This is a genomic window from uncultured Streptococcus sp., from assembly GCF_963516575.1.
Lineage (GTDB): Bacteria > Bacillota > Bacilli > Lactobacillales > Streptococcaceae > Streptococcus.
Window position 1 is genome coordinate 1 of sequence record NZ_CAUQCP010000008.1, and the last position, 17,987, is coordinate 17,987.

Annotated in this window: 20 protein-coding genes and 2 riboswitches; of the genes, 16 read left to right on the top strand and 4 right to left on the bottom strand. The window is 41.3% G+C overall.

Going from position 1 to position 17,987, the window contains the following annotated elements:
• The 5 genes from murD to pyrE all read left to right on the top strand — a co-directional run.
• The coding region (murD, locus tag RWM06_RS02290; protein ID WP_313969968.1) for a UDP-N-acetylmuramoyl-L-alanine--D-glutamate ligase at nucleotides 1–1,076 on the top strand (1,076 nt) is incomplete at its 5' end.
• Between the two features lies 1 nt (nucleotide 1,077).
• Nucleotides 1,078–2,136: a UDP-N-acetylglucosamine--N-acetylmuramyl-(pentapeptide) pyrophosphoryl-undecaprenol N-acetylglucosamine transferase gene (locus RWM06_RS02295; RefSeq protein WP_313969969.1), complete on the top strand. Its 1,059-nt coding sequence runs from the start codon at nucleotides 1,078–1,080 to the stop codon at nucleotides 2,134–2,136.
• A gap of 9 nt (nucleotides 2,137–2,145) precedes the next feature.
• Nucleotides 2,146–3,345, top strand: a complete 1,200-nt coding sequence (locus tag RWM06_RS02300; RefSeq protein ID WP_313969970.1) for a cell division protein FtsQ/DivIB — start codon at nucleotides 2,146–2,148, stop codon at nucleotides 3,343–3,345.
• A 232-nt stretch (nucleotides 3,346–3,577) separates the two neighbouring features.
• A complete protein-coding gene (gene pyrF, locus RWM06_RS02305; RefSeq protein ID WP_313969971.1) occupies nucleotides 3,578–4,279 on the top strand; it encodes an orotidine-5'-phosphate decarboxylase in 702 nt (233 codons plus the stop codon).
• Nucleotides 4,280–4,308: 29 nt separating this feature from the next.
• Entirely contained in the window at nucleotides 4,309–4,941 is a 633-nt protein-coding gene (gene pyrE, locus RWM06_RS02310; RefSeq protein ID WP_313969972.1) for an orotate phosphoribosyltransferase, read from the top strand.
• A 61-nt stretch (nucleotides 4,942–5,002) separates the two neighbouring features.
• On the opposite strand, the gene RWM06_RS02315 is transcribed toward pyrE, so the two are convergent.
• From RWM06_RS02315 to RWM06_RS02330, 4 genes are read right to left on the bottom strand one after another with little or no spacing between them, the layout of a single operon-like run.
• Nucleotides 5,003–5,869: a cysteine ABC transporter substrate-binding protein gene (locus tag RWM06_RS02315; protein ID WP_223336404.1), complete on the bottom strand. Its 867-nt coding sequence runs from the start codon at nucleotides 5,867–5,869 to the stop codon at nucleotides 5,003–5,005.
• A gap of 11 nt (nucleotides 5,870–5,880) precedes the next feature.
• Nucleotides 5,881–6,639: an amino acid ABC transporter ATP-binding protein gene (locus RWM06_RS02320; protein WP_033684007.1), complete on the bottom strand. Its 759-nt coding sequence runs from the start codon at nucleotides 6,637–6,639 to the stop codon at nucleotides 5,881–5,883.
• Nucleotides 6,640–7,317, bottom strand: a complete 678-nt coding sequence (locus tag RWM06_RS02325) for an amino acid ABC transporter permease (RefSeq protein WP_313969973.1) — start codon at nucleotides 7,315–7,317, stop codon at nucleotides 6,640–6,642.
• Nucleotides 7,277–7,957 carry an amino acid ABC transporter permease gene (locus RWM06_RS02330; RefSeq protein ID WP_313969974.1) on the bottom strand — a complete coding sequence of 227 codons (681 nt, stop codon included), beginning with the start codon at nucleotides 7,955–7,957 and terminating at the stop codon, nucleotides 7,277–7,279. The genes RWM06_RS02325 and RWM06_RS02330 overlap by 41 nt, the downstream gene beginning before the upstream one ends.
• Nucleotides 7,958–8,172: 215 nt before the next feature.
• On the opposite strand from RWM06_RS02330, the gene lctO reads away from it, so the two are divergent.
• The 11 genes from lctO to thiE (RWM06_RS02385) all read left to right on the top strand — a co-directional run bounded on the left by lctO (nucleotide 8,173) and on the right by thiE (RWM06_RS02385) (nucleotide 17,844).
• A complete protein-coding gene (gene lctO, locus RWM06_RS02335) occupies nucleotides 8,173–9,309 on the top strand; it encodes an L-lactate oxidase (RefSeq protein WP_000120714.1) in 1,137 nt (378 codons plus the stop codon).
• 157 nt (nucleotides 9,310–9,466) lie between these two features.
• Nucleotides 9,467–9,555, top strand: a riboswitch (TPP riboswitch).
• 215 nt (nucleotides 9,556–9,770) lie between these two features.
• A complete protein-coding gene (locus RWM06_RS02340) occupies nucleotides 9,771–10,439 on the top strand; it encodes a TenA family protein (protein WP_313969975.1) in 669 nt (222 codons plus the stop codon).
• Between the two features lie 280 nt (nucleotides 10,440–10,719).
• Nucleotides 10,720–11,502 carry a hydroxyethylthiazole kinase gene (thiM, locus tag RWM06_RS02345; protein WP_313969976.1) on the top strand — a complete coding sequence of 261 codons (783 nt, stop codon included), beginning with the start codon at nucleotides 10,720–10,722 and terminating at the stop codon, nucleotides 11,500–11,502.
• A gap of 1 nt (nucleotide 11,503) precedes the next feature.
• Entirely contained in the window at nucleotides 11,504–12,133 is a 630-nt protein-coding gene (thiE, locus tag RWM06_RS02350; RefSeq protein ID WP_313969977.1) for a thiamine phosphate synthase, read from the top strand.
• Between the two features lie 209 nt (nucleotides 12,134–12,342).
• A riboswitch (TPP riboswitch) is annotated at nucleotides 12,343–12,431 on the top strand.
• A gap of 154 nt (nucleotides 12,432–12,585) precedes the next feature.
• Nucleotides 12,586–13,146, top strand: a complete 561-nt coding sequence (locus RWM06_RS02355; protein WP_313969978.1) for an ECF transporter S component — start codon at nucleotides 12,586–12,588, stop codon at nucleotides 13,144–13,146.
• On the top strand, nucleotides 13,147–14,532 hold the full coding sequence (locus RWM06_RS02360; protein ID WP_313969979.1) for an ABC transporter ATP-binding protein: 1,386 nt from the start codon (nucleotides 13,147–13,149) through the stop codon (nucleotides 14,530–14,532). It begins immediately after the preceding gene.
• A 1-nt stretch (nucleotide 14,533) separates the two neighbouring features.
• Entirely contained in the window at nucleotides 14,534–15,184 is a 651-nt protein-coding gene (locus tag RWM06_RS02365; RefSeq protein ID WP_313969980.1) for an energy-coupling factor transporter transmembrane component T, read from the top strand.
• Nucleotides 15,185–15,194: 10 nt separating this feature from the next.
• Nucleotides 15,195–15,887, top strand: a complete 693-nt coding sequence (gene tenA / locus RWM06_RS02370; protein WP_313969981.1) for a thiaminase II — start codon at nucleotides 15,195–15,197, stop codon at nucleotides 15,885–15,887.
• 4 nt (nucleotides 15,888–15,891) lie between these two features.
• Nucleotides 15,892–16,416 carry an energy coupling factor transporter S component ThiW gene (gene thiW, locus RWM06_RS02375; RefSeq protein WP_313969982.1) on the top strand — a complete coding sequence of 175 codons (525 nt, stop codon included), beginning with the start codon at nucleotides 15,892–15,894 and terminating at the stop codon, nucleotides 16,414–16,416.
• Complete coding sequence (locus RWM06_RS02380) at nucleotides 16,416–17,219, top strand: hydroxyethylthiazole kinase (RefSeq protein ID WP_313969983.1); 804 nt, start codon at nucleotides 16,416–16,418, stop codon at nucleotides 17,217–17,219. The genes thiW and RWM06_RS02380 overlap by 1 nt, the downstream gene beginning before the upstream one ends.
• Entirely contained in the window at nucleotides 17,212–17,844 is a 633-nt protein-coding gene (gene thiE / locus RWM06_RS02385; protein ID WP_313969984.1) for a thiamine phosphate synthase, read from the top strand. Before RWM06_RS02380 ends, thiE (RWM06_RS02385) begins: the two co-directional genes overlap by 8 nt.
• Nucleotides 17,845–17,987: the final 143 nt, after the last annotated feature.

Below are 17,987 nucleotides of genomic sequence, written 5' to 3' on the forward strand. Positions count from 1 at the left end.
TGGCCAAGGGAATTCCAGTCTTGACTGAGGTGGAATTGGCTTACTTGATTTCAGAGGCGCCAATTATCGGTGTCACAGGTTCAAATGGAAAAACAACCACAACGACCATGATTGGGGACGTTTTGACTGCTGCTGGGCAACATGGTCTTTTATCAGGGAATATCGGCTATCCAGCTAGTCAAGTGGCCCAAACTGCGTCAGACAAGGACACGCTTGTTATGGAACTTTCTTCTTTCCAACTCATGGGCGTTCAAGAATTCCATCCAGAGATTGCGGTTATTACCAACCTCATGCCAACTCATATCGACTACCACGGTTCTTTTGAGGAATATGTGGCAGCCAAGTGGAATATCCAGAACAAGATGACAGAGGCTGATTTCCTTGTCTTGAACTTTAACCAAGACTTGGCAAAAGAGTTGTCTAGCAAAACACAAGCCACTGTTGTACCATTTTCAACACAGGAAAAGGTTGATGGTGCTTATCTGGAAGATGGTCATCTCTACTTCCGTGGAGAAGTGGTCATGGCAGCTAGCGAAATCGGAGTTCCAGGTAGCCACAATGTGGAAAATGCCCTTGCGACGATTGCTGTAGCCAAGCTTCGTGGTGTGGATAACCAAACCATCAAAGAAACTCTTTCAGCCTTTGGTGGTGTCAAACACCGTCTCCAATTTGTGGATGAAATCAAGGGTGTCAAATTCTATAATGATAGTAAGTCAACCAATATCTTGGCTACTCAAAAAGCCTTGTCAGGATTTGACAACAGCAAGGTCATTTTGATTGCAGGTGGTTTGGACCGTGGTAATGAGTTTGACGAATTGGTGCCAGACATTACTGGACTTAAGAAGATGGTCATTCTGGGTCAGTCTGCTGAGCGTGTCAAACGGGCAGCGGATAAGGCTGGTGTCGCTTATGTGGATGCGATTGATATTGCAGATGCGACCCGCAAGGCTTACGAGCTTGCGACTCAAGGAGACGTGGTTCTTCTCAGTCCAGCCAATGCCAGCTGGGATATGTATGCTAACTTTGAAGTACGTGGTGACCTCTTTATCGACACAGTAGCGGAGTTAAAGGAATAATATGAAAAAAATTGTCTTTACAGGTGGGGGGACGGTTGGACACGTGACCCTCAACCTTTTGTTAATGCCCGAGTTCATCGAAGATGGATGGGAAGTCCACTATATCGGGGACAAGCGTGGGATTGAACACCAAGAAATCCTCAAGTCGGGTTTAGATGTCACCTTCCATTCCATTGCGACTGGCAAATTGCGTCGTTATTTCTCTTGGCAAAATATGCTGGACGTCTTCAAAGTTGGCTGGGGAATTGTCCAATCGCTCTTTATCATGTTGCGACTTCGTCCACAAGCACTTTTTTCAAAGGGAGGCTTTGTCTCAGTACCGCCTGTTATCGCTGCGCGTGTGTCAGGAGTGCCTGTCTTTATTCACGAATCTGACCTATCTATGGGCTTGGCCAATAAAATCGCCTATAAATTTGCGACCAAGATGTATTCAACCTTTGAGCAAGCTTCAAGTTTGTCTAAGGTCGAGCATGTGGGAGCAGTGACCAAGGTTTCAGATCAAAAAAATCCAGAACCAGATGAATTGGTGGATATTCAAACCCACTTTAATCCCCAATTGCCAACTATATTGTTTGTCGGTGGTTCTGCAGGTGCTCGTGTCTTAAACCAATTGGTGACAGACTATAAGAAAGAACTGACAGAGCGCTACAATATTATCAATTTAACTGGAGATTCTAGCCTGAATGAGTTGAGCCAAAATCTCTTTCGTGTTGACTATGTGACCAATCTCTATCAACCCTTGATGGAATTGGCTGATATTGTTGTGACACGTGGTGGTGCCAATACGATTTTTGAGCTCTTGGCCATGGCAAAATTACATGTCATTGTGCCACTTGGTCGTGAAGCTAGTCGTGGTGACCAGATTGAAAATGCGGCTTACTTTGTAAAAAAAGGCTATGCAGAAGAGCTTCAAGAAAGCGATTTGACCTTGGATAATTTGGAAGAGAAGATTTCTCATTTACTAAGCCACAAGGAAGAATACAAAACTAATATGAAGGCTTCTAAGGAATTGAAATCTCTAGCAGATTTTTATCAATTGTTGAAAAAAGATTTATCATAAGGAAAGTAAATGTCAAAAGATAAGAAAAATGAGGGCAAAGAAATCCTCGAAGAATTGAAAGAGTTATCAGAATGGCAGAAACGAAACCAAGAATATCTAAAAAAGAAGGCTGAAGAAGAGGCGGCCCTAGCTGAGGAGAAGGAAAAGGAAAGACAAGCTCGAATGGGAGAAGAATCTGAGAAGTCAGAGGATCAGGAGAGTGAAACAGACCAGGAAGATGAAGAATCAGCTAAGGAAGAGTCTGAAGAAAAAGTAGAATCCTCAGAGGGTGACAAAGAGGAAGAAGAGATAGAAGAATCAGGGTCTAAAGAGGGCGAGGAACAGGATAAAAAGGCTACAAAAGAAAAAGCAGCCAAAGCAAAGATTCCTGGCCTCCATATCTTACGAGCCTTAACGATTTTATTTCCAAGTCTGCTTTTATTGATTGTCTCTGCCTACCTACTCAGTCCTTATGCGACTATGAAGGATATTCGTGTTGAGGGAACGGTGCAAACTACGGATGATGATATTCGACAGGCTTCAGGCATTCAGGATTCGGATTATACGATTAACCTTCTGCTAGACAAGGCAAAATATGAAGAGCGGATCAAGTCTAATTATTGGGTGGAATCAGCTCAGCTTGTCTATCAATTTCCAACCAAGTTTACTATCAAGGTCAAGGAATATGATATTGTTGCCTACTATGTTTCTGGTGAAAACCATTATCCTATTCTTTCCAGTGGTCAGCTTGAGACCAGTGCTGTGAGTTTGGTCAGTCTACCAGAAACTTATTTATCAGTTCTCTTTAATGATAGTGAACAAATCAAGGCTTTTGTCTCAGAACTTGCTCAAATTAGCCCAGAACTCAAGGCTGCTATCCAAAAGGTGGAACTAGCCCCAAGCAAGGTGACTTCCGATTTAATTCGATTGACTATGAATGATTCGGACGAAGTCTTGGTTCCGCTTTCTGAAATGAGTAAGAAACTGCCTTATTACAGTAAGATTAAGCCTCAATTGTCAGAACCGAGTGTGATTGACATGGAAGCTGGAATTTACAGCTACACTGTAGCGGATAAATTAATTATGGAAGCAGAAGAAAAAGCTAAAAAAGGGGCTGAAGAAGCTAAGAAAAAGCAGGAAGAAGAACGTAAACGTTTAGAAGAAGAACAGAAAAAACAAGAGGAAGAAAGCAATCGAAACCAAACAGGTCAGCGTTCATCGCGTCGTTAGGTTTACCTTTTCTTCCATAGTTTTTTAGTGACCATGTTTTTACTTGACAAGTGCTAGTAGAAATAATAGAATAGTAAAAAACCTTTAAAGCAGTCCAGAGAGGCAGCTAAGGTTAGACGGTGAAAGGGTGGAGACTACCCATTTTTCGTGGAACCTTGCTGTTGGCAGGTTCCTTTTTTCGTGGCTTCTGTTGTTCAGACTCTCTCACTGGTAAAGGTAAAAGGAGAAACCTATGCGAGAACATCGTCCAGTCATTGCTCTTGATTTTCCTAGTTTTGAGGCGGTCAAGGAATTTTTAGCTCTTTTTCCAGAAGCAGAAAGTCTTTATCTTAAGGTAGGGATGGAGCTTTATTATGCAACGGGTCCTGAGATTGTGTCTTACTTGAAAGGCCTGGGGCACAGTGTCTTTTTGGATCTCAAGTTGCATGACATTCCCAATACAGTCAAATCAGCTATGAAGGTCCTGTCTCAGCTTGGTGTGGATATGACTAATGTTCATGCGGCTGGTGGTGTAGAGATGATGAAGGCGGCGCGTGAAGGTCTTGGAAGTCAAGCCAAATTGATCGCTGTCACTCAGCTCACATCAACATCAGAAGCTCAGATGCAGGATTTTCAAAATATCCAAACCAGCCTGCAAGAGTCTGTGATTCATTATGCTAAGAAGACAGCTGAAGCGGGTTTAGATGGTGTTGTTTGCTCGGCTCATGAAGTACAACTCATCAAGCAGGCCACCAATCCAGATTTTATCTGCTTAACGCCAGGAATTCGTCCACAGGGAGCTTCTGTTGGAGACCAAAAACGCGTGATGACACCAGCAGACGCCTATCAAATCGGCAGTGACTATATCGTAGTGGGACGTCCCATTACTCAAGCTGAGGATCCTGTTGTAGCTTATCATGCCATCAAGGATGAATGGACACAGGACTGGAATTAAAGAACTAGATTATAAAAAAGGAGAATACCATGACACTTGCTAAAGATATCGCTAGCCACCTCTTGAAAATTCAAGCCGTTTACCTCAAACCAGAGGAGCCTTTCACTTGGGCATCTGGTATCAAGTCACCCATTTACACTGATAATCGTGTGACATTAGCCTATCCAGAAACTCGTACCCTAATTGAAAATGGTTTTGTAGATGCTATCAAAGAAGCCTTTCCTGAGGTTGAAGTGATTGCAGGAACTGCGACAGCTGGGATTCCACACGGAGCTATTATTTCTGATAAGATGAACTTGCCATTTGCCTATATCCGTAGCAAACCAAAAGACCACGGTGCAGGTAACCAAATCGAAGGTCGCGTGGCTCAAGGTCAAAAAATGGTAGTGGTTGAAGACCTTATTTCAACTGGTGGATCTGTTCTTGAAGCTGTAGCAGCTGCTAAACGAGAAGGAGCAGAGGTTCTCGGTGTTGTAGCGATTTTCAGTTATCAATTGCCAAAAGCAGATAAGAACTTCTCAGATGCAGGTGTCAAACTTGTGACGCTTTCTAACTACAGTGAACTCATTCACCTAGCCCAAGAAGAAGGCTATATCACACCAGAAGGACTCGACCTTCTAAAACGATTTAAAGAAGACCAAGAGAATTGGCAAAATGCCTAAAACATAGAAAATCAGGTAGTCACTAGGATTACCTGATTTCTTTTTGTGATTTCATTGAGTATTAGTCAACTTTTCCACCTTCAACAACCAGGTCATCTGCTTTAGCAGCGTCACCGTAGGTTGGGTGAAGTGTTTTTTCATAGGCCTTGTGGAAGAAGTTTTCCTTGCCTAATTTTTCAATATCTTTATTGATGAAGTCTAGCAATTCTTGGTTACCCTTTTGAACTGCTGCCGCAATGGTATCTGGATTACCAAGAGAAGTAATTCCAACTTCAAATCCTTTATTTTCAAGCGCCCAAGCTAGGACTTCCGTATTGTCAGTAGAGAAGGCATCTCCACGTCCGTCAAGAAGAGCTTGGTAGGCATCGCTATATTGATCGTATTTTTGGAGTTTTACTTCTGGGTGATTTTTTTCAAAATAAGTCTCAGCAGTCGTTCCTTTTGTGACAATCAAGGTTTTACCTTCCAATTGTTTGACATCTGTAATGAGACCAGTCTTAGGTGATACGACACCAAGTGAAACTTTCATGTAAGGAAGGGCAAAATCAACTTGTTTCTTGCGTTCGTCAGTAACTGTGAAGTTGGCAAGGGTGATATCAACCTTGTTAGAAATCAAGTATTCAGCACGGTTGGCAGCATCGACGGAAACGTACTTAACCTTCACACCAAGGTCTTGAGCTAGTTGGTTCCCAAGTTCAATATCGTAACCTTTGTAAGAACCGTCATTGTCAACGTAACCAAACGGTTTCTTGTCTCCAAATACAGCGATTCGTAGCTCACCGCTTTTTTTGATTTCATCGATTGTGCGAGCCTTGGCGGTAGTTTTGCCAGACGATGAACCAGCATTTCCACCTGAGCTACAAGCTGTGACAAAGATGAGGGCAAAGGCAAGTGCCAAAACAGTTAAGAGTGGTTTGATTAGTTTCATAAGAATCTCCTTTATAGATATGAGCCAAATTGGCTAAAGTCAAAGACGTTTAAAAATTCTTGCGCTCGTTTGGTTTGCGGATTGGTAAAGAAGGCTTGAGCCGTTCCTTCTTCAGCGATTTTCCCTTGGTCGAGGAAGATAATTCGATCAGCAATGGCTTGGGCAAACTGCATTTCGTGAGTTACTAAAATCATGGTACGGCCTTCTTGAGCCAAGTCATTGATCAGTTCCAGAACCTCACGCACCATTTCTGGATCCAGCGAAGCCGTCACCTCATCAAAGAGGATAATTTCTGGATGCATGAGCAGGGCACGAACAATTGCAACCCGTTGCTTCTGTCCACCAGACAATTGACGGGCAAAGCTATGTTGTTTTTCCAGCAATCCAACACGTTCCAGTAATTGCAAAGCTTCTTCCGTTACTTCTTTTTTGTCTCTTCCCTGAGCCTTGATAGGGCCTAGGATGAGGTTTTGTAGGACATCCAGATGGGGAAAGAGTTCATAACTTTGAAAGACCATGCCAATCTTTTGGCGAACGAGGTGAAAGTCCTTTTGATTGCCAATAATGGACTGGCCATCCAGAAGGATATCTCCACCTTGAATACTTTCTAAGCCATTGAGGCAACGAAGGAGGGTGCTTTTCCCACAACCAGATGGCCCTAGAATAACCACAACTTCCCCTTTTTTGATATCTAGAGAAAGACCTTGGAGGATAGGATTGTCTCCAAAGGATTTTTTTAGTTCCTTGATTTCTAAAATAGTTTCAGACATTTAGTTCCTCCAATGTTTTTCTAAGTGAGTGGATAGTTTGGAAATAGGGAAGCAGACTGCGAAATACAAGACTAGAATGGTTCCATAAATCCAGAAGGAAGCGGTTGGGATAGTCAGGCGATTGCTATCGATGATTTGTTGTCCAACCTTGGTCACTTCAACAACCCCAATCAAGACAACCAAGGAAGTGGTTTTAATCATCCGAGTGACAAGATTGATAGCCTGCGGTAGTAGTCTTCTCAAGACCTGTGGGATGATGATGTGGTAGTAAAGTTGAACATTGGTCAAGCCAAGCGCCTGTCCGCTTTCAAACTGATGCTTAGGGAGGGAAGTGATGGCTCCACGGACTAAGTCCCCCATTTCAGCTGTTCCCCAGAGGGTGAAAACGATAATAGCAGAAGTCTCACCTGAGATATTAATATTAAAGTTTCGAGCTAAGCCAAAGTAAACGATGAAGAGCAACACCAGCTGGGGCATGATACGGATAAATTCCAGATACAATCGTGTTAAAAATCGTACGATTCTAGAATGGGAGGTCATGATGATTCCCATGACGGTTCCGAATATCATGGATAAGAGGACAGACAGGATGGATATCCCAATCGTAATGCCCAATCCCTGTAAGATTCTCAGGAGATTATTTCCCTGAAAGAGTACTTGGATTCCCGAATCCTGCATGGCGGAGCCTCCTTTCTATCCAGCTAAAGACCAGTGAGATGGGTAGAAGCATGATCAGGTAAGCACCTACCAACATAGCTAGCGCAATGTCTGTCTCATAGTAGAGACCAATCAAGTCCTTGGCGACGTACATGAGGTCGGCCAAAGCCACTGCTGAGAATACAGAGGTTTCCTTGATGAGGAAAATGACATTGGCACTAAAAGAGGGTAGGGCTACCGCTGTTGCTTGCGGCAGAACCACATAGCGAAAGACCTGTAGAGGTGTCAGACCGATAGCTAATCCAATCTCCTGCTGGGTTTGACTGACGGCTTCCAGCCCACTTCGGAAAGATTCTGCCATATAGGAGCCTCCTAAAAAGACCAGTCCTAAAGTGGCACAGACTTCTGAAGATAGGACAATCCCTATTCGGGGAAGACCGAAGTAGAGAAAGAAGAGTTGAATCAAAAGGGGCGTATTACGTGACAATTCAATGTAGGCTGTCGCTACTTGCGCCAAAATAGGAATTCGATAATGCCGGATGATACTAACGATTAAACCTAGCAGAAAGGATCCCAAAATTCCCCAAACTGCAATATGCAAGGTCAGAAAGAATGCCTTTTGATATAGTGGTAGATATTGTTCAACAATGGACCAATCCAAAAATAGAACCTCCTATCTAGAAATAATACAGTTATTGTAGCACTTAAAAGCTCCTTTGGATAATATGTATTTTTTATTGCTGTTATAAGGATTTTTTATCATAGAAATAAAATTTCTGAAATTTTCAAACAGAATATTTGAAAAGTTTTGAAAAAAGAGTTAAGATATTTTTGTAATATACAAAGTAAACGCTTACTTATTAAGGAGGGCATTTTATGTCATACAAAACAAGCAATGCAGAAGGTCATGTAGATTTCATCAATACCTATGATTTGGAGCCAATGGCGCAACAAGTGATTCCTAAAGCAGCATTTGGCTATATCGCTAGTGGGGCGGAAGATACTTTCACTTTGCGTGAGAATATTCGTGCCTTTAACCATAAACTCATCGTTCCTCATACACTTTGTGATGTTGAAAATCCAAGTACAGAGATTGAATTTGCAGGTGAAAAATTGTCTTCACCAATCATCATGGCGCCTGTTGCGGCTCATAAATTGGCAAATGAACAGGGTGAAGTGGCGACTGCGCGTGGTGTGCATGAATTTGGTTCCCTCTATACAACCAGTTCCTACTCTACTGTCGATCTTCCAGAAATTACAGAAGCCCTTCAAGGGACACCTCACTGGTTCCAATTTTATTTTAGTAAGGATGATGGTATCAACCGCCACATCATGGACCGTGTCAAGGCTGAAGGTTATAAAGCGATTGTCTTGACGGCAGATGCTACTGTAGGGGGCAATCGTGAGGTGGATAAGCGTAATGGCTTTGTCTTCCCAGTTGGCATGCCGATTGTTGAGGAATATCTGCCAGAAGGTGCTGGTAAATCAATGGACTTTGTTTACAAATCAGCTAAACAACGCTTGTCTCCACGCGACGTAGAATTTATCGCTGAATACTCAGGACTTCCTGTTTATGTCAAGGGACCACAATGCCGTGAGGACGTTGAACGTTCGCTTGCTGCGGGAGCTTCTGGTATCTGGGTAACCAACCACGGTGGCCGCCAAATCGACGGTGGACCAGCTGCCTTTGACTCACTTCAAGAAGTAGCAGAAGCAGTTGATAAACGTGTGCCAATTGTCTTTGACTCAGGTATTCGTCGTGGTCAACACGTCTTTAAAGCCTTGGCTTCAGGAGCAGACTTGGTAGCTATTGGTCGCCCTGTTATCTATGGTTTGGCTCTCGGTGGTAGTGTCGGTGTGCGCCAAGTCTTTGAACACTTGAATGCGGAATTGAAGACAGTCATGCAATTATCTGGAACTCAGACTATTGAAGATGTTAAACACTTTAAACTCCGTCACAACCCATACAACCCAACTTTCCCAGTTGATCCACGTGACTTAAAATTGTATTGATAAAACAGCTTGCCTCCACATAATGTGGGGGTTTTTATTTGTGTTTTAAACGTTTTAATAAAGGAAAATCGCATCAAAAACCATATAAAAATATTTTACAGTCAAATATCTTGCTAGGGCTTTCATTTTTTGCTATACTGGTGCAGTAATTAAATAATAAAGACATTTGGGGTGCTTTAGGCTGAGATGATACCCATTGAACCTGATACAGTTAAGACTGGCGAAGGGAAATGTGAACAGTTTTTTTCGTATGTCGAAATGAACGATCTAATCTTGTAAGTCAACTCTAATTCTTGATTGTAATTGGAGTTTTTTTGTTCATATAAGCTGGATGAAGGTGATACAAAGCATTTAGGTAACTCTTTTTGAACGCCCTTGATTTTCTTTAAAAAGGTCAAGTAAAACTAGGATTTTCTTGATGTTTTGTTGATTACGAACGAGTAAAGAGAGGAGAAGTAAATATGGAAACACAAGACTATGCATTTGAGCCAGGTTTGACTGTTGGAGAATTATTAAAAAGAAGTCAGAAGGATTGGCAGGCTGCAATCAATCATCGTTTTGTTCAGGAACTTTTTGCGGGGACAATTGAGAATAAGGTCTTAAAAGAATACCTAATTCAAGATTATCACTTCTTTGATGCCTTCTTATCTATGCTGGGTGCCTGCGTAGCCCACGCAGACCAGCTTGAATCTAAGCTTCGTTTTGCCAAACAACTAGGCTTTCTTGAAGCAGATGAAGACGGTTATTTCCAAAAGGCTTTTAAAGAGTTAAAAGTAGCAGAGAATGACTATCTAGAAGTGACCTTACACCCTGTAACAAAAGCCTTTCAGGATCTAATGTATTCGGCAGTGGCTTCATCGGACTATGCCCATCTTTTGGTCATGTTGGTCATTGCGGAAGGTCTCTATTTAGACTGGGGTTCTAAAGATTTGGCTCTACCTGAAGCCTACATTCATTCGGAATGGATCAATCTCCACAGAGGTCCTTTCTTTGCAGAGTGGGTTCAATTTCTGGTTGACGAACTCAATCGTGTCGGGAAAGGTCGAGAAGATTTGACAGAACTTCAGCAACGCTGGAATCAAGCGGTCGCTTTAGAATTAGACTTTTTTGATATTGGCTATGATGCTTAGAGAAAGTTCAGGATGTTGACAAATTTGATGAGGTAATTCTCTTCGAAAATCTCTTCAAACCACGTCAGCTTCACCTTAGATTATATATGTGACTGACTTCGTCAGTCTTATCTACAACCTCAAAGCAGTGCTTTGAGCAACCTGCGGCTAGCTTCCTAGTTTGCTCTTTGATTTTCATTGAGCATAAATCATTCAATGTAAATGAAAAAAATTTCTTAACGAAAGATAGAGATAAATCGAAATCAGTAGATCGTATAAAGTGAAAAGGAAGGATTTCAATATGACAAGTTTAAAATTATTAAAAGAAAAAGCACCATTGGTCATTTGCATCACCAACGATGTAGTAAAAAATTTCACAGCAAATGGATTAGTAGCGCTGGGTGCATCACCAGCCATGAGTGAGTTTCCAGCAGATTTAGAGGATTTGTTAAAGTATGCTGGTGGTTTATTAATAAACATAGGAACATTGACAGATGAAAATTGGAAATTATACCAAGCTGCTCTGAAAATTGCAGAGAAATATAATGTCCCAGCAGTTTTAGATCCTGTAGCCTGTGGAGCAGGAGAATATAGAAAAAAAGTAGCAGATGATCTAATCAACAATTACAAACTAGCAGCGATTAGAGGAAATGCTGGCGAGATTGCATCGTTAGTAGGGATAAATGTGGCATCTAAAGGAGTAGATAGTGCGGGCGTAGATAATATTGATGAAATTGCTCTAGTAGCAAATGAGAAGTTCAATATTCCTATAATAGTAACAGGTGAAGTGGATGCTATTGCGGTTAATGGAGAAGTGGTAACGATTCATAATGGTAGTGCCATGATGCCAAAAGTTATTGGGACAGGATGCTTATTAGGTGCTGTAGTAGCAAGCTTTATCGGACTAGAAAAAGGTCAAGAATTGAAATCATTAGAAACAGCAATGTTGGTTTACAATATCGCTGGAGAAATGGCAGAAAAACGTCCAAATGGACATCTTCCTGGAACATTTAAAGTTGAATTTATAAATGCCTTATACGAGATTACAGACGAAGATGTAAAGGAATTCAAAAGAGTGAAGTAAAATGTTTCATAAAGAATTACTAAAACTATATTTTATTTGTGGAACGACTACTTGCCAAGGAAAAGATCTATATAGGGTCGTTGAGGAAGCCTTAAAAGGTGGTATAACCTTATTTCAATTCCGTGAAAAAGGTGAAGGAGCCTTAGAAGGTAAAGAAAAAGTCGAATTAGCAATGAAACTACAGGATCTTTGTAAAAAATATAATGTTCCGTTTATTGTTAATGATGATATAGATTTGGCAATGGAAATTGACGCTGATGGCGTACATGTAGGACAGGATGACCTTGGAGTTGATGAAATTAGAAAATTGATGCCAGATAAAATAATTGGTCTTTCTATAAAAAACGAGGAAGAATTTCAACAATCAAAAGTTGAATATGTAGATTATGTTGGTGTTGGTCCTGTATTTGATACCCAGTCAAAGGACGATGCTGGTGGTGCTATAGGTTATGAAGGTCTTAAATTGATGAGAAAACTATTGCCACAAATGCCCATAGTTGCAATTGGTGGGATACAGACGCAACATATTAAAGACATTATGAAGGCTAATATGGATGGTGTTTCAATCATTTCAGCAATATCGTATGCAAAAAATATAGAAAAAACTGTTCTAGAAATGAGTGAACAATAGGTATCTATCCTTGGATTCTAAGTAAGTGGAAGTTTCCCTTTTCTAAAAAGTTATGCCTAGATTTATCTCAAATGGCTAATCTATCAAACAAGACATTTGGTTTTTGCAAAAGAAAGACTTGCTATCTTTGTGAGTACAAGGCTGTATTTCCAGTTCAATTTCTTGAACTAGAATAAATCGTCTGTTAAAATAATTATATAATTAAATAATAAAGACATTTGGGGTGCTTTAGGCTGAGATGATACCCATTGAACCTGATACAGTTAAGACTGGCGAAGGGAAATGTGAAATGGTTTTGTATTTATAGAAACTAACCATCTAATCTTGTAAGCTGAACTCTAATTCCTATCTGTAATTAGAGTTTTTTCTTTTACGAAACTGGATGAAGATGATACAAAGCATTTAGGTAAGTCTCCTTGAATGCCCCACTTTTTTTTAAAAAGGAGTTTTTTATGTTGAAAAAATGGCAGTTAAAAGATGTTATTTTACTTGCTTTCTTGTCTATCTTTTTTGGTGGCGTTTTTGTGGGTTCAGGTTATCTGTTTGATATCCTCACTCTGATTTTAGCCCCTCTTGGTTTACAGGCCTTTGCCAATGAAATCCTCTTTGGTCTCTGGTGTATGGCTGCGCCTATTGCTGCCATTTTTGTTCCAAGAGTGGGAAGTGCAACGATTGGAGAAGTGCTAGCTGCACTTGCTGAAGTCCTTTATGGTAGTCAATTCGGTCTAGGTGCCCTTTTGTCTGGCTTGGTTCAAGGTTTGGGAAGTGAATTTGGTTTTATCATAACCAAGAATCGCTATGAAAGTTGGCTCTCTCTAACTGCCAATAGTATTGGGATTACGCTTGTTAGCTTTGTCTATGAATACATTAAGTTAGGATATTACGCCTTCTCCCTTCCTTTTGTCCTTTCCTTGCTTGTGGTACGTTTTATTTCCGTCTTTTTCTTCTGTACCATCTTGGTTCGTGCCATTGTCAAACTTTATCATCAGTTTGCAGCTGGGGGCAAGGCATAGATGGGGCTGGAACTACGAGCGATTCAGTCCCCAATCTTCTCTGAGCCGCTTGATTTTACTTTTCATGGGCAAGCCTTTACCCTGTTAGTTGGAAGCAGTGGTTCAGGAAAATCGAGTCTCTTTCAAATGATTGCCCAAGTCAGTTCTCTTCCCTATAGCGGTCAAGTTTTGATAGATGGGAGTGAGGTCAGTCAGCTTTCTATTATCGAACGTGTCCAGACGGTTGGTATTCTCTTTCAAAATCCCAATCATCAATTTACCATGGAGAACTTGTTTGAGGAGCTGATTTTTACCTTGGAAAATATTGGGCATCCTGTTCAGGAAATTGATTCTAAAATAGCAGAGGTTGTCCAGCAATGTCGCTGCAAGGCGATTTTGCACCGTCCCATTCATCACTTATCAGGTGGAGAAAAGCAAAAGGCTGCTTTGGCTGTCCTCTTTGCTATGAATCCTAGGGTCTATCTCTTGGATGAGCCCTTTGCTTCCATTGACCGCAAGAGCAGGAAAGAGATATTGGAGATTCTAAAAGTGTTGGTCTCTAATGGGAAGACAGTCATCCTGTGCGACCATGATTTAACGGACTATGAAGCCTATATCGACCATATGGTTGAGCTAAGAGATGGTCAACTAAGGGAAGTATTTAAAATCCCTACCTCTGAGACGACACAGGTTGCTTCAAAGGAAGTTGCTTCTAGTCCAGAACTATTCCATATGGATCGAATGACTTGTGAGCTGGATAAGCGTCCCCTCTTTTCGATTGCGGATTTCACATTCTATAAAGGAATTTCCTGTATTTTGGGTGATAATGGTGTCGGGAAATCAACCCTCTTTCGGTCTATTCTTCAATTTCAAAAGTATAAAGGACGCATTACGTGGAGGGGGACAGTCCTGAAAAAGAAAAAGAGTTTGTATCGTGACCTGACGGGCGTTGTTCAGGAAGCTGAGAAACAGTTTATCCGAGTCAGTCTGCGAGAAGAGCTTCAATTAGATGGGCCTGATTCTGAAAGAAATCAACGAATCTTCCAAGCTTTACGATATTTTGATCTGGAGCAGGCACTCGATAAGAGTCCTTATCAATTAAGTGGTGGTCAGCAAAAGATTCTTCAACTCTTGACCATCTTGACCAGCAAGGCTTCTGTGATTTTACTAGATGAACCTTTTGCTGGTTTGGATGATAGAGCTTGCCATTATTTTTGTCAGTGGATTGTGGAGGAGAGAAATCAAGGAAGAAGTTTCCTGATGATTACACATCGTTTAGACCCTTTGATCTCTGTAGTTGATTTTTGGATTGAGATGACTAGTCAAGGTCTTAGCCATGTGAAAGAAGTGACTATCACCAAACCGCTCACATCTCAGAGTAGCAATACTCAAGGGGAGGTGAAGTAATATGGTCAAAGTAGCAACCCAGACACCGATTATCAGTCTCTTTTTGCTGATTTTATCCTTGGAAACATCTTTCATTCCTTCGATTGCTTTGAATCTTTCGGTAGTCGCATTTTGTATTCTCTTTATGCTCTATTACCGTCGATTTAAAGTATTGGCTTGGATGATTCTGCTTGCCATTTTGCCATCCTTTGCCAACTACTGGGCAGTTCAGTTACATGGAGATGCTTCGCAGGCAGTCATGCTTGGAACGAGGGCTTTTGTGACAGTTTGTATCGGCCTTGTCTTTGTTTCCTCTATTTCCCTAAAAGAGCTTCTCTTGTACTTGGCTCAAAAGGGGCTATCACGGTCATGGGCTTATGCCTTGATTGTGGTATTCAATTCCTTCCCCCTTATTCAGCAAGAAATCAAGTCCCTCAAAGAAGCTTGCTTATTACGCGGTCAAGAACTGCATGTTTGGTCTCCCTTGATTTACAGTAAGGTTTTGATGACGGTCTTTAGGTGGCGCCATCTTTACCTGAGAGCTCTGTCTGCTCATGGATATGACGAACATGCACAGGTGAAGAATAGCTATCGGACTTTTTATATTCCTAAAAAAACAAAATTAATCTACCTGCTTTTCTTTTTATTGCTTCAAACCAGTCTATTTTTATAAAGGAGTTATTATGGAATTTACAGATATTGCGATGGAACTATCCAAGGAAGCTTGGCAGGCTTCCTTTCATCACCCCTTTGTATTACAGTTACAAGAGGGAAATTTAGACCCTGCGATTTTCCGCTATTACCTGATTCAGGATGCCTACTATCTGAAGGCCTTCTCAGAAGCCTATCACCTCTTGGCTGATAAGACTTCAAACCAAGAGATGAAAAGACTCTTGAAACAAAATGCTCAGAGTCTAGTGGAGGGTGAATTATTTATCCGCCAACAATTTTTCAAGGAATTGGAAATCAGCGATCAGGAAATGGAGCAACATCCAATCGCTCCAACTTGTTATCATTACATTTCTCACATTTATCGGCAATTTGAAGAAGAAAATCTAGCCATCGCTTTTGCAAGTTTGCTTCCGTGCCCATGGTTGTACCATGATATAGGCAAGGAACTCAATCTTAATCCATCACCAGATCCACTTTATCAGAAATGGATTGAAACCTATATTACGGATGAACTCGAACAGCAAATAAAAGAAGAGTCTGAGCTAGTCAATCAACTCTATCGAGAAAGTGACGAGACAGACAGGAAAAAAATGTTAGATGCCTTCCACATCAGTGTTCACATGGAAGCCAAGTTTTGGCAAATGGCCTACCAACACCAGACATGGAAGAGTGATTTACACTCTTTAGAAAAAGGAGAAGAATAGAAATATGAGAAAGCACCAATTACAAGTTCACAAATTAACCATTTTATCCATGATGATTGCCCTTGATGTAGTCCTTACGCCTATCTTTCGGATTGAGGGTATGGCGCCAATGTCTAGTGTAGTCAATATTCTAGCAGGAATCATAATGGGACCTGTTTATGCTTTGGCTATGGCTACAGTGACAGCCTTTATCCGTATGACGACTCAAGGGATTCCGCCTTTAGCTCTCACAGGAGCGACTTTTGGAGCCCTTCTAGCGGGTCTCTTTTATAAGTACGGTCGAAAATTTCATTATTCCGCTCTAGGAGAGATTGTGGGAACTGGTATTATTGGCTCTATTGTTTCCTATCCTGTTATGGTACTCTTTACAGGATCGGCCGCTAAGCTTAGCTGGTTTATCTACACTCCTCGATTTTTCGGAGCAACCTTAATCGGTACAGCGATTTCCTTTATTGCCTTTCGATTTTTAATCAAGCAGGGATTCTTTAAAAAAGTGCAGGGATATTTCTTTGATGAAAGGATAAACTGATGCAGGAATTGACAAATCCTTTTCCTCTGGGAACGACTTCCCTCATTCACTGTATTACCAATGAGATTTCTTGTGAGATGCTGGCAAATGGGATTTTGGCTCTGGGATGCAAACCAGTTATGGCAGATGACCCTCGTGAGATTCTTGATTTTACTAAGCAAAGCCAGGCCCTCTTTATCAATTTGGGACATTTGTCAGCTGAGAAGGAAAAAGCAATCCATATGGCAGCTTCTTATGCAGCTCAAGTTTCTCTCCCAATGGTAGTAGATGCGGTTGGCGTAACAGCTTCAGTCATTCGTAAGAGCTTAGTCAGAGACCTTTTAAACTATAGACCTACGGTCCTTAAAGGAAACATGTCAGAAATTCGAAGTCTTGTTGGCTTAAAACATCACGGCGTTGGGGTCGATGCGAGTGCTAAAGACCAAGAAACTGAGGATTTACTTCAAGTCTTGAAAGACTGGTGTCAGACCTATCCAGGTATGTCATTCTTAGTCACAGGCCCCAAGGACCTCATCGTTTCGGAGAATCAGGTTGCTGTATTGGGAAATGGTTGTGAAGAATTGGATTGGATAACAGGGACAGGAGACCTAGTTGGAGCTTTAACAGCTGTTTTTCTCAGTCAAGGAAAGACTGCCTTTGAAGCTTCTTGCCTAGCGGTTTCTTATCTCAATATCTCTGCTGAGAGAATAGTTGTTCAAGGAATGGGATTGGAAGATTTTCGTTACCAAGTACTCAATCAGCTTTCGCTCCTCAAAAGAGATGAAAACTGGCTAGATGCTATCAAAGGAGAGGTTTATGAATAGAGAAGCACTTAGACTATATCTGGTAACCAATCGCTACCAAGATTCCTTGGAAAGTTTTCTTGAAAAGGTTGAGACGGCTTGCCGTTCAGGGGTTACCATAGTCCAATTGCGAGAAAAAAATCTCACAACCAATCAATATTATCAACTGGCAAAACAAGTCAAGGAAATAACAGATGCCTATCAGGTACCCTTGATCATCGATGATCGTTTGGATGTCTGTCTTGCAGTTGATGCTGCTGGTCTGCATATTGGAGACGATGAATTACCAGTTCCGGTTGCCCGACAAGTCTTGGGTCCTGAAAAAATCCTTGGTGTCACAGCTAAAACTGTAAAAAGAGCCCTCGAGGCAGAAAAAGGGGGAGCAGATTACTTGGGGACAGGAGCCATTTTCCCAACAACCACCAAGGAAAATGCGCCTATCACCCTGATTTCAACCTTGAAGACAATTTGCCAAAGGGTCGCCATTCCAGTAGTTGCTATTGGAGGCTTGACATCAGAGAATATTGACCAACTTATCGGCACGGGTATAGCTGGTGTAGCTGTCGTACGTGATCTGATGCAAGCAGAAGATGTAGAGGCAAAAACGCAAGCCTTTTTAACAAAGTTGGATGATATTATTTTCTAATTAATACTCAATGAAAATCAAAGAGCAAACTAGGAAGCTAGCTGCAGGTTGCTCAAAACACAACTTTGAGATTGCAGATAAAACTGACGTAGTTTGAAGAAGTATAAAAACTCTCTAATTCCCTTAAAGTGGGAACTAGAGAG

Excerpts from the sequence above, each read along its gene's own strand:
- thiW (WP_313969982.1), top strand. The coding sequence starts at position 15,892 with ATGAGAAAGCACCAATTACAAGTTCACAAATTAACCATTTTATCCATG.
- thiE (WP_313969984.1), top strand. The coding sequence starts at position 17,212 with ATGAATAGAGAAGCACTTAGACTATATCTGGTAACCAATCGCTACCAA.
- pyrE (WP_313969972.1), top strand. The coding sequence starts at position 4,309 with ATGACACTTGCTAAAGATATCGCTAGCCACCTCTTGAAAATTCAAGCC.
- tenA (WP_313969981.1), top strand. The coding sequence starts at position 15,195 with ATGGAATTTACAGATATTGCGATGGAACTATCCAAGGAAGCTTGGCAG.
- RWM06_RS02365 (WP_313969980.1), top strand. The coding sequence starts at position 14,534 with ATGGTCAAAGTAGCAACCCAGACACCGATTATCAGTCTCTTTTTGCTG.
- pyrF (WP_313969971.1), top strand. The coding sequence starts at position 3,578 with ATGCGAGAACATCGTCCAGTCATTGCTCTTGATTTTCCTAGTTTTGAG.
- RWM06_RS02340 (WP_313969975.1), top strand. The coding sequence starts at position 9,771 with ATGGAAACACAAGACTATGCATTTGAGCCAGGTTTGACTGTTGGAGAA.
- RWM06_RS02325 (WP_313969973.1), bottom strand. The coding sequence starts at position 7,317 with ATGCAGGATTCGGGAATCCAAGTACTCTTTCAGGGAAATAATCTCCTG.
- RWM06_RS02380 (WP_313969983.1), top strand. The coding sequence starts at position 16,416 with ATGCAGGAATTGACAAATCCTTTTCCTCTGGGAACGACTTCCCTCATT.
- thiM (WP_313969976.1), top strand. The coding sequence starts at position 10,720 with ATGACAAGTTTAAAATTATTAAAAGAAAAAGCACCATTGGTCATTTGC.
- RWM06_RS02295 (WP_313969969.1), top strand. The coding sequence starts at position 1,078 with ATGAAAAAAATTGTCTTTACAGGTGGGGGGACGGTTGGACACGTGACC.
- RWM06_RS02360 (WP_313969979.1), top strand. The coding sequence starts at position 13,147 with ATGGGGCTGGAACTACGAGCGATTCAGTCCCCAATCTTCTCTGAGCCG.
- thiE (WP_313969977.1), top strand. The coding sequence starts at position 11,504 with ATGTTTCATAAAGAATTACTAAAACTATATTTTATTTGTGGAACGACT.
- RWM06_RS02320 (WP_033684007.1), bottom strand. The coding sequence starts at position 6,639 with ATGTCTGAAACTATTTTAGAAATCAAGGAACTAAAAAAATCCTTTGGA.
- lctO (WP_000120714.1), top strand. The coding sequence starts at position 8,173 with ATGTCATACAAAACAAGCAATGCAGAAGGTCATGTAGATTTCATCAAT.
- RWM06_RS02300 (WP_313969970.1), top strand. The coding sequence starts at position 2,146 with ATGTCAAAAGATAAGAAAAATGAGGGCAAAGAAATCCTCGAAGAATTG.
- RWM06_RS02355 (WP_313969978.1), top strand. The coding sequence starts at position 12,586 with ATGTTGAAAAAATGGCAGTTAAAAGATGTTATTTTACTTGCTTTCTTG.
- RWM06_RS02315 (WP_223336404.1), bottom strand. The coding sequence starts at position 5,869 with ATGAAACTAATCAAACCACTCTTAACTGTTTTGGCACTTGCCTTTGCC.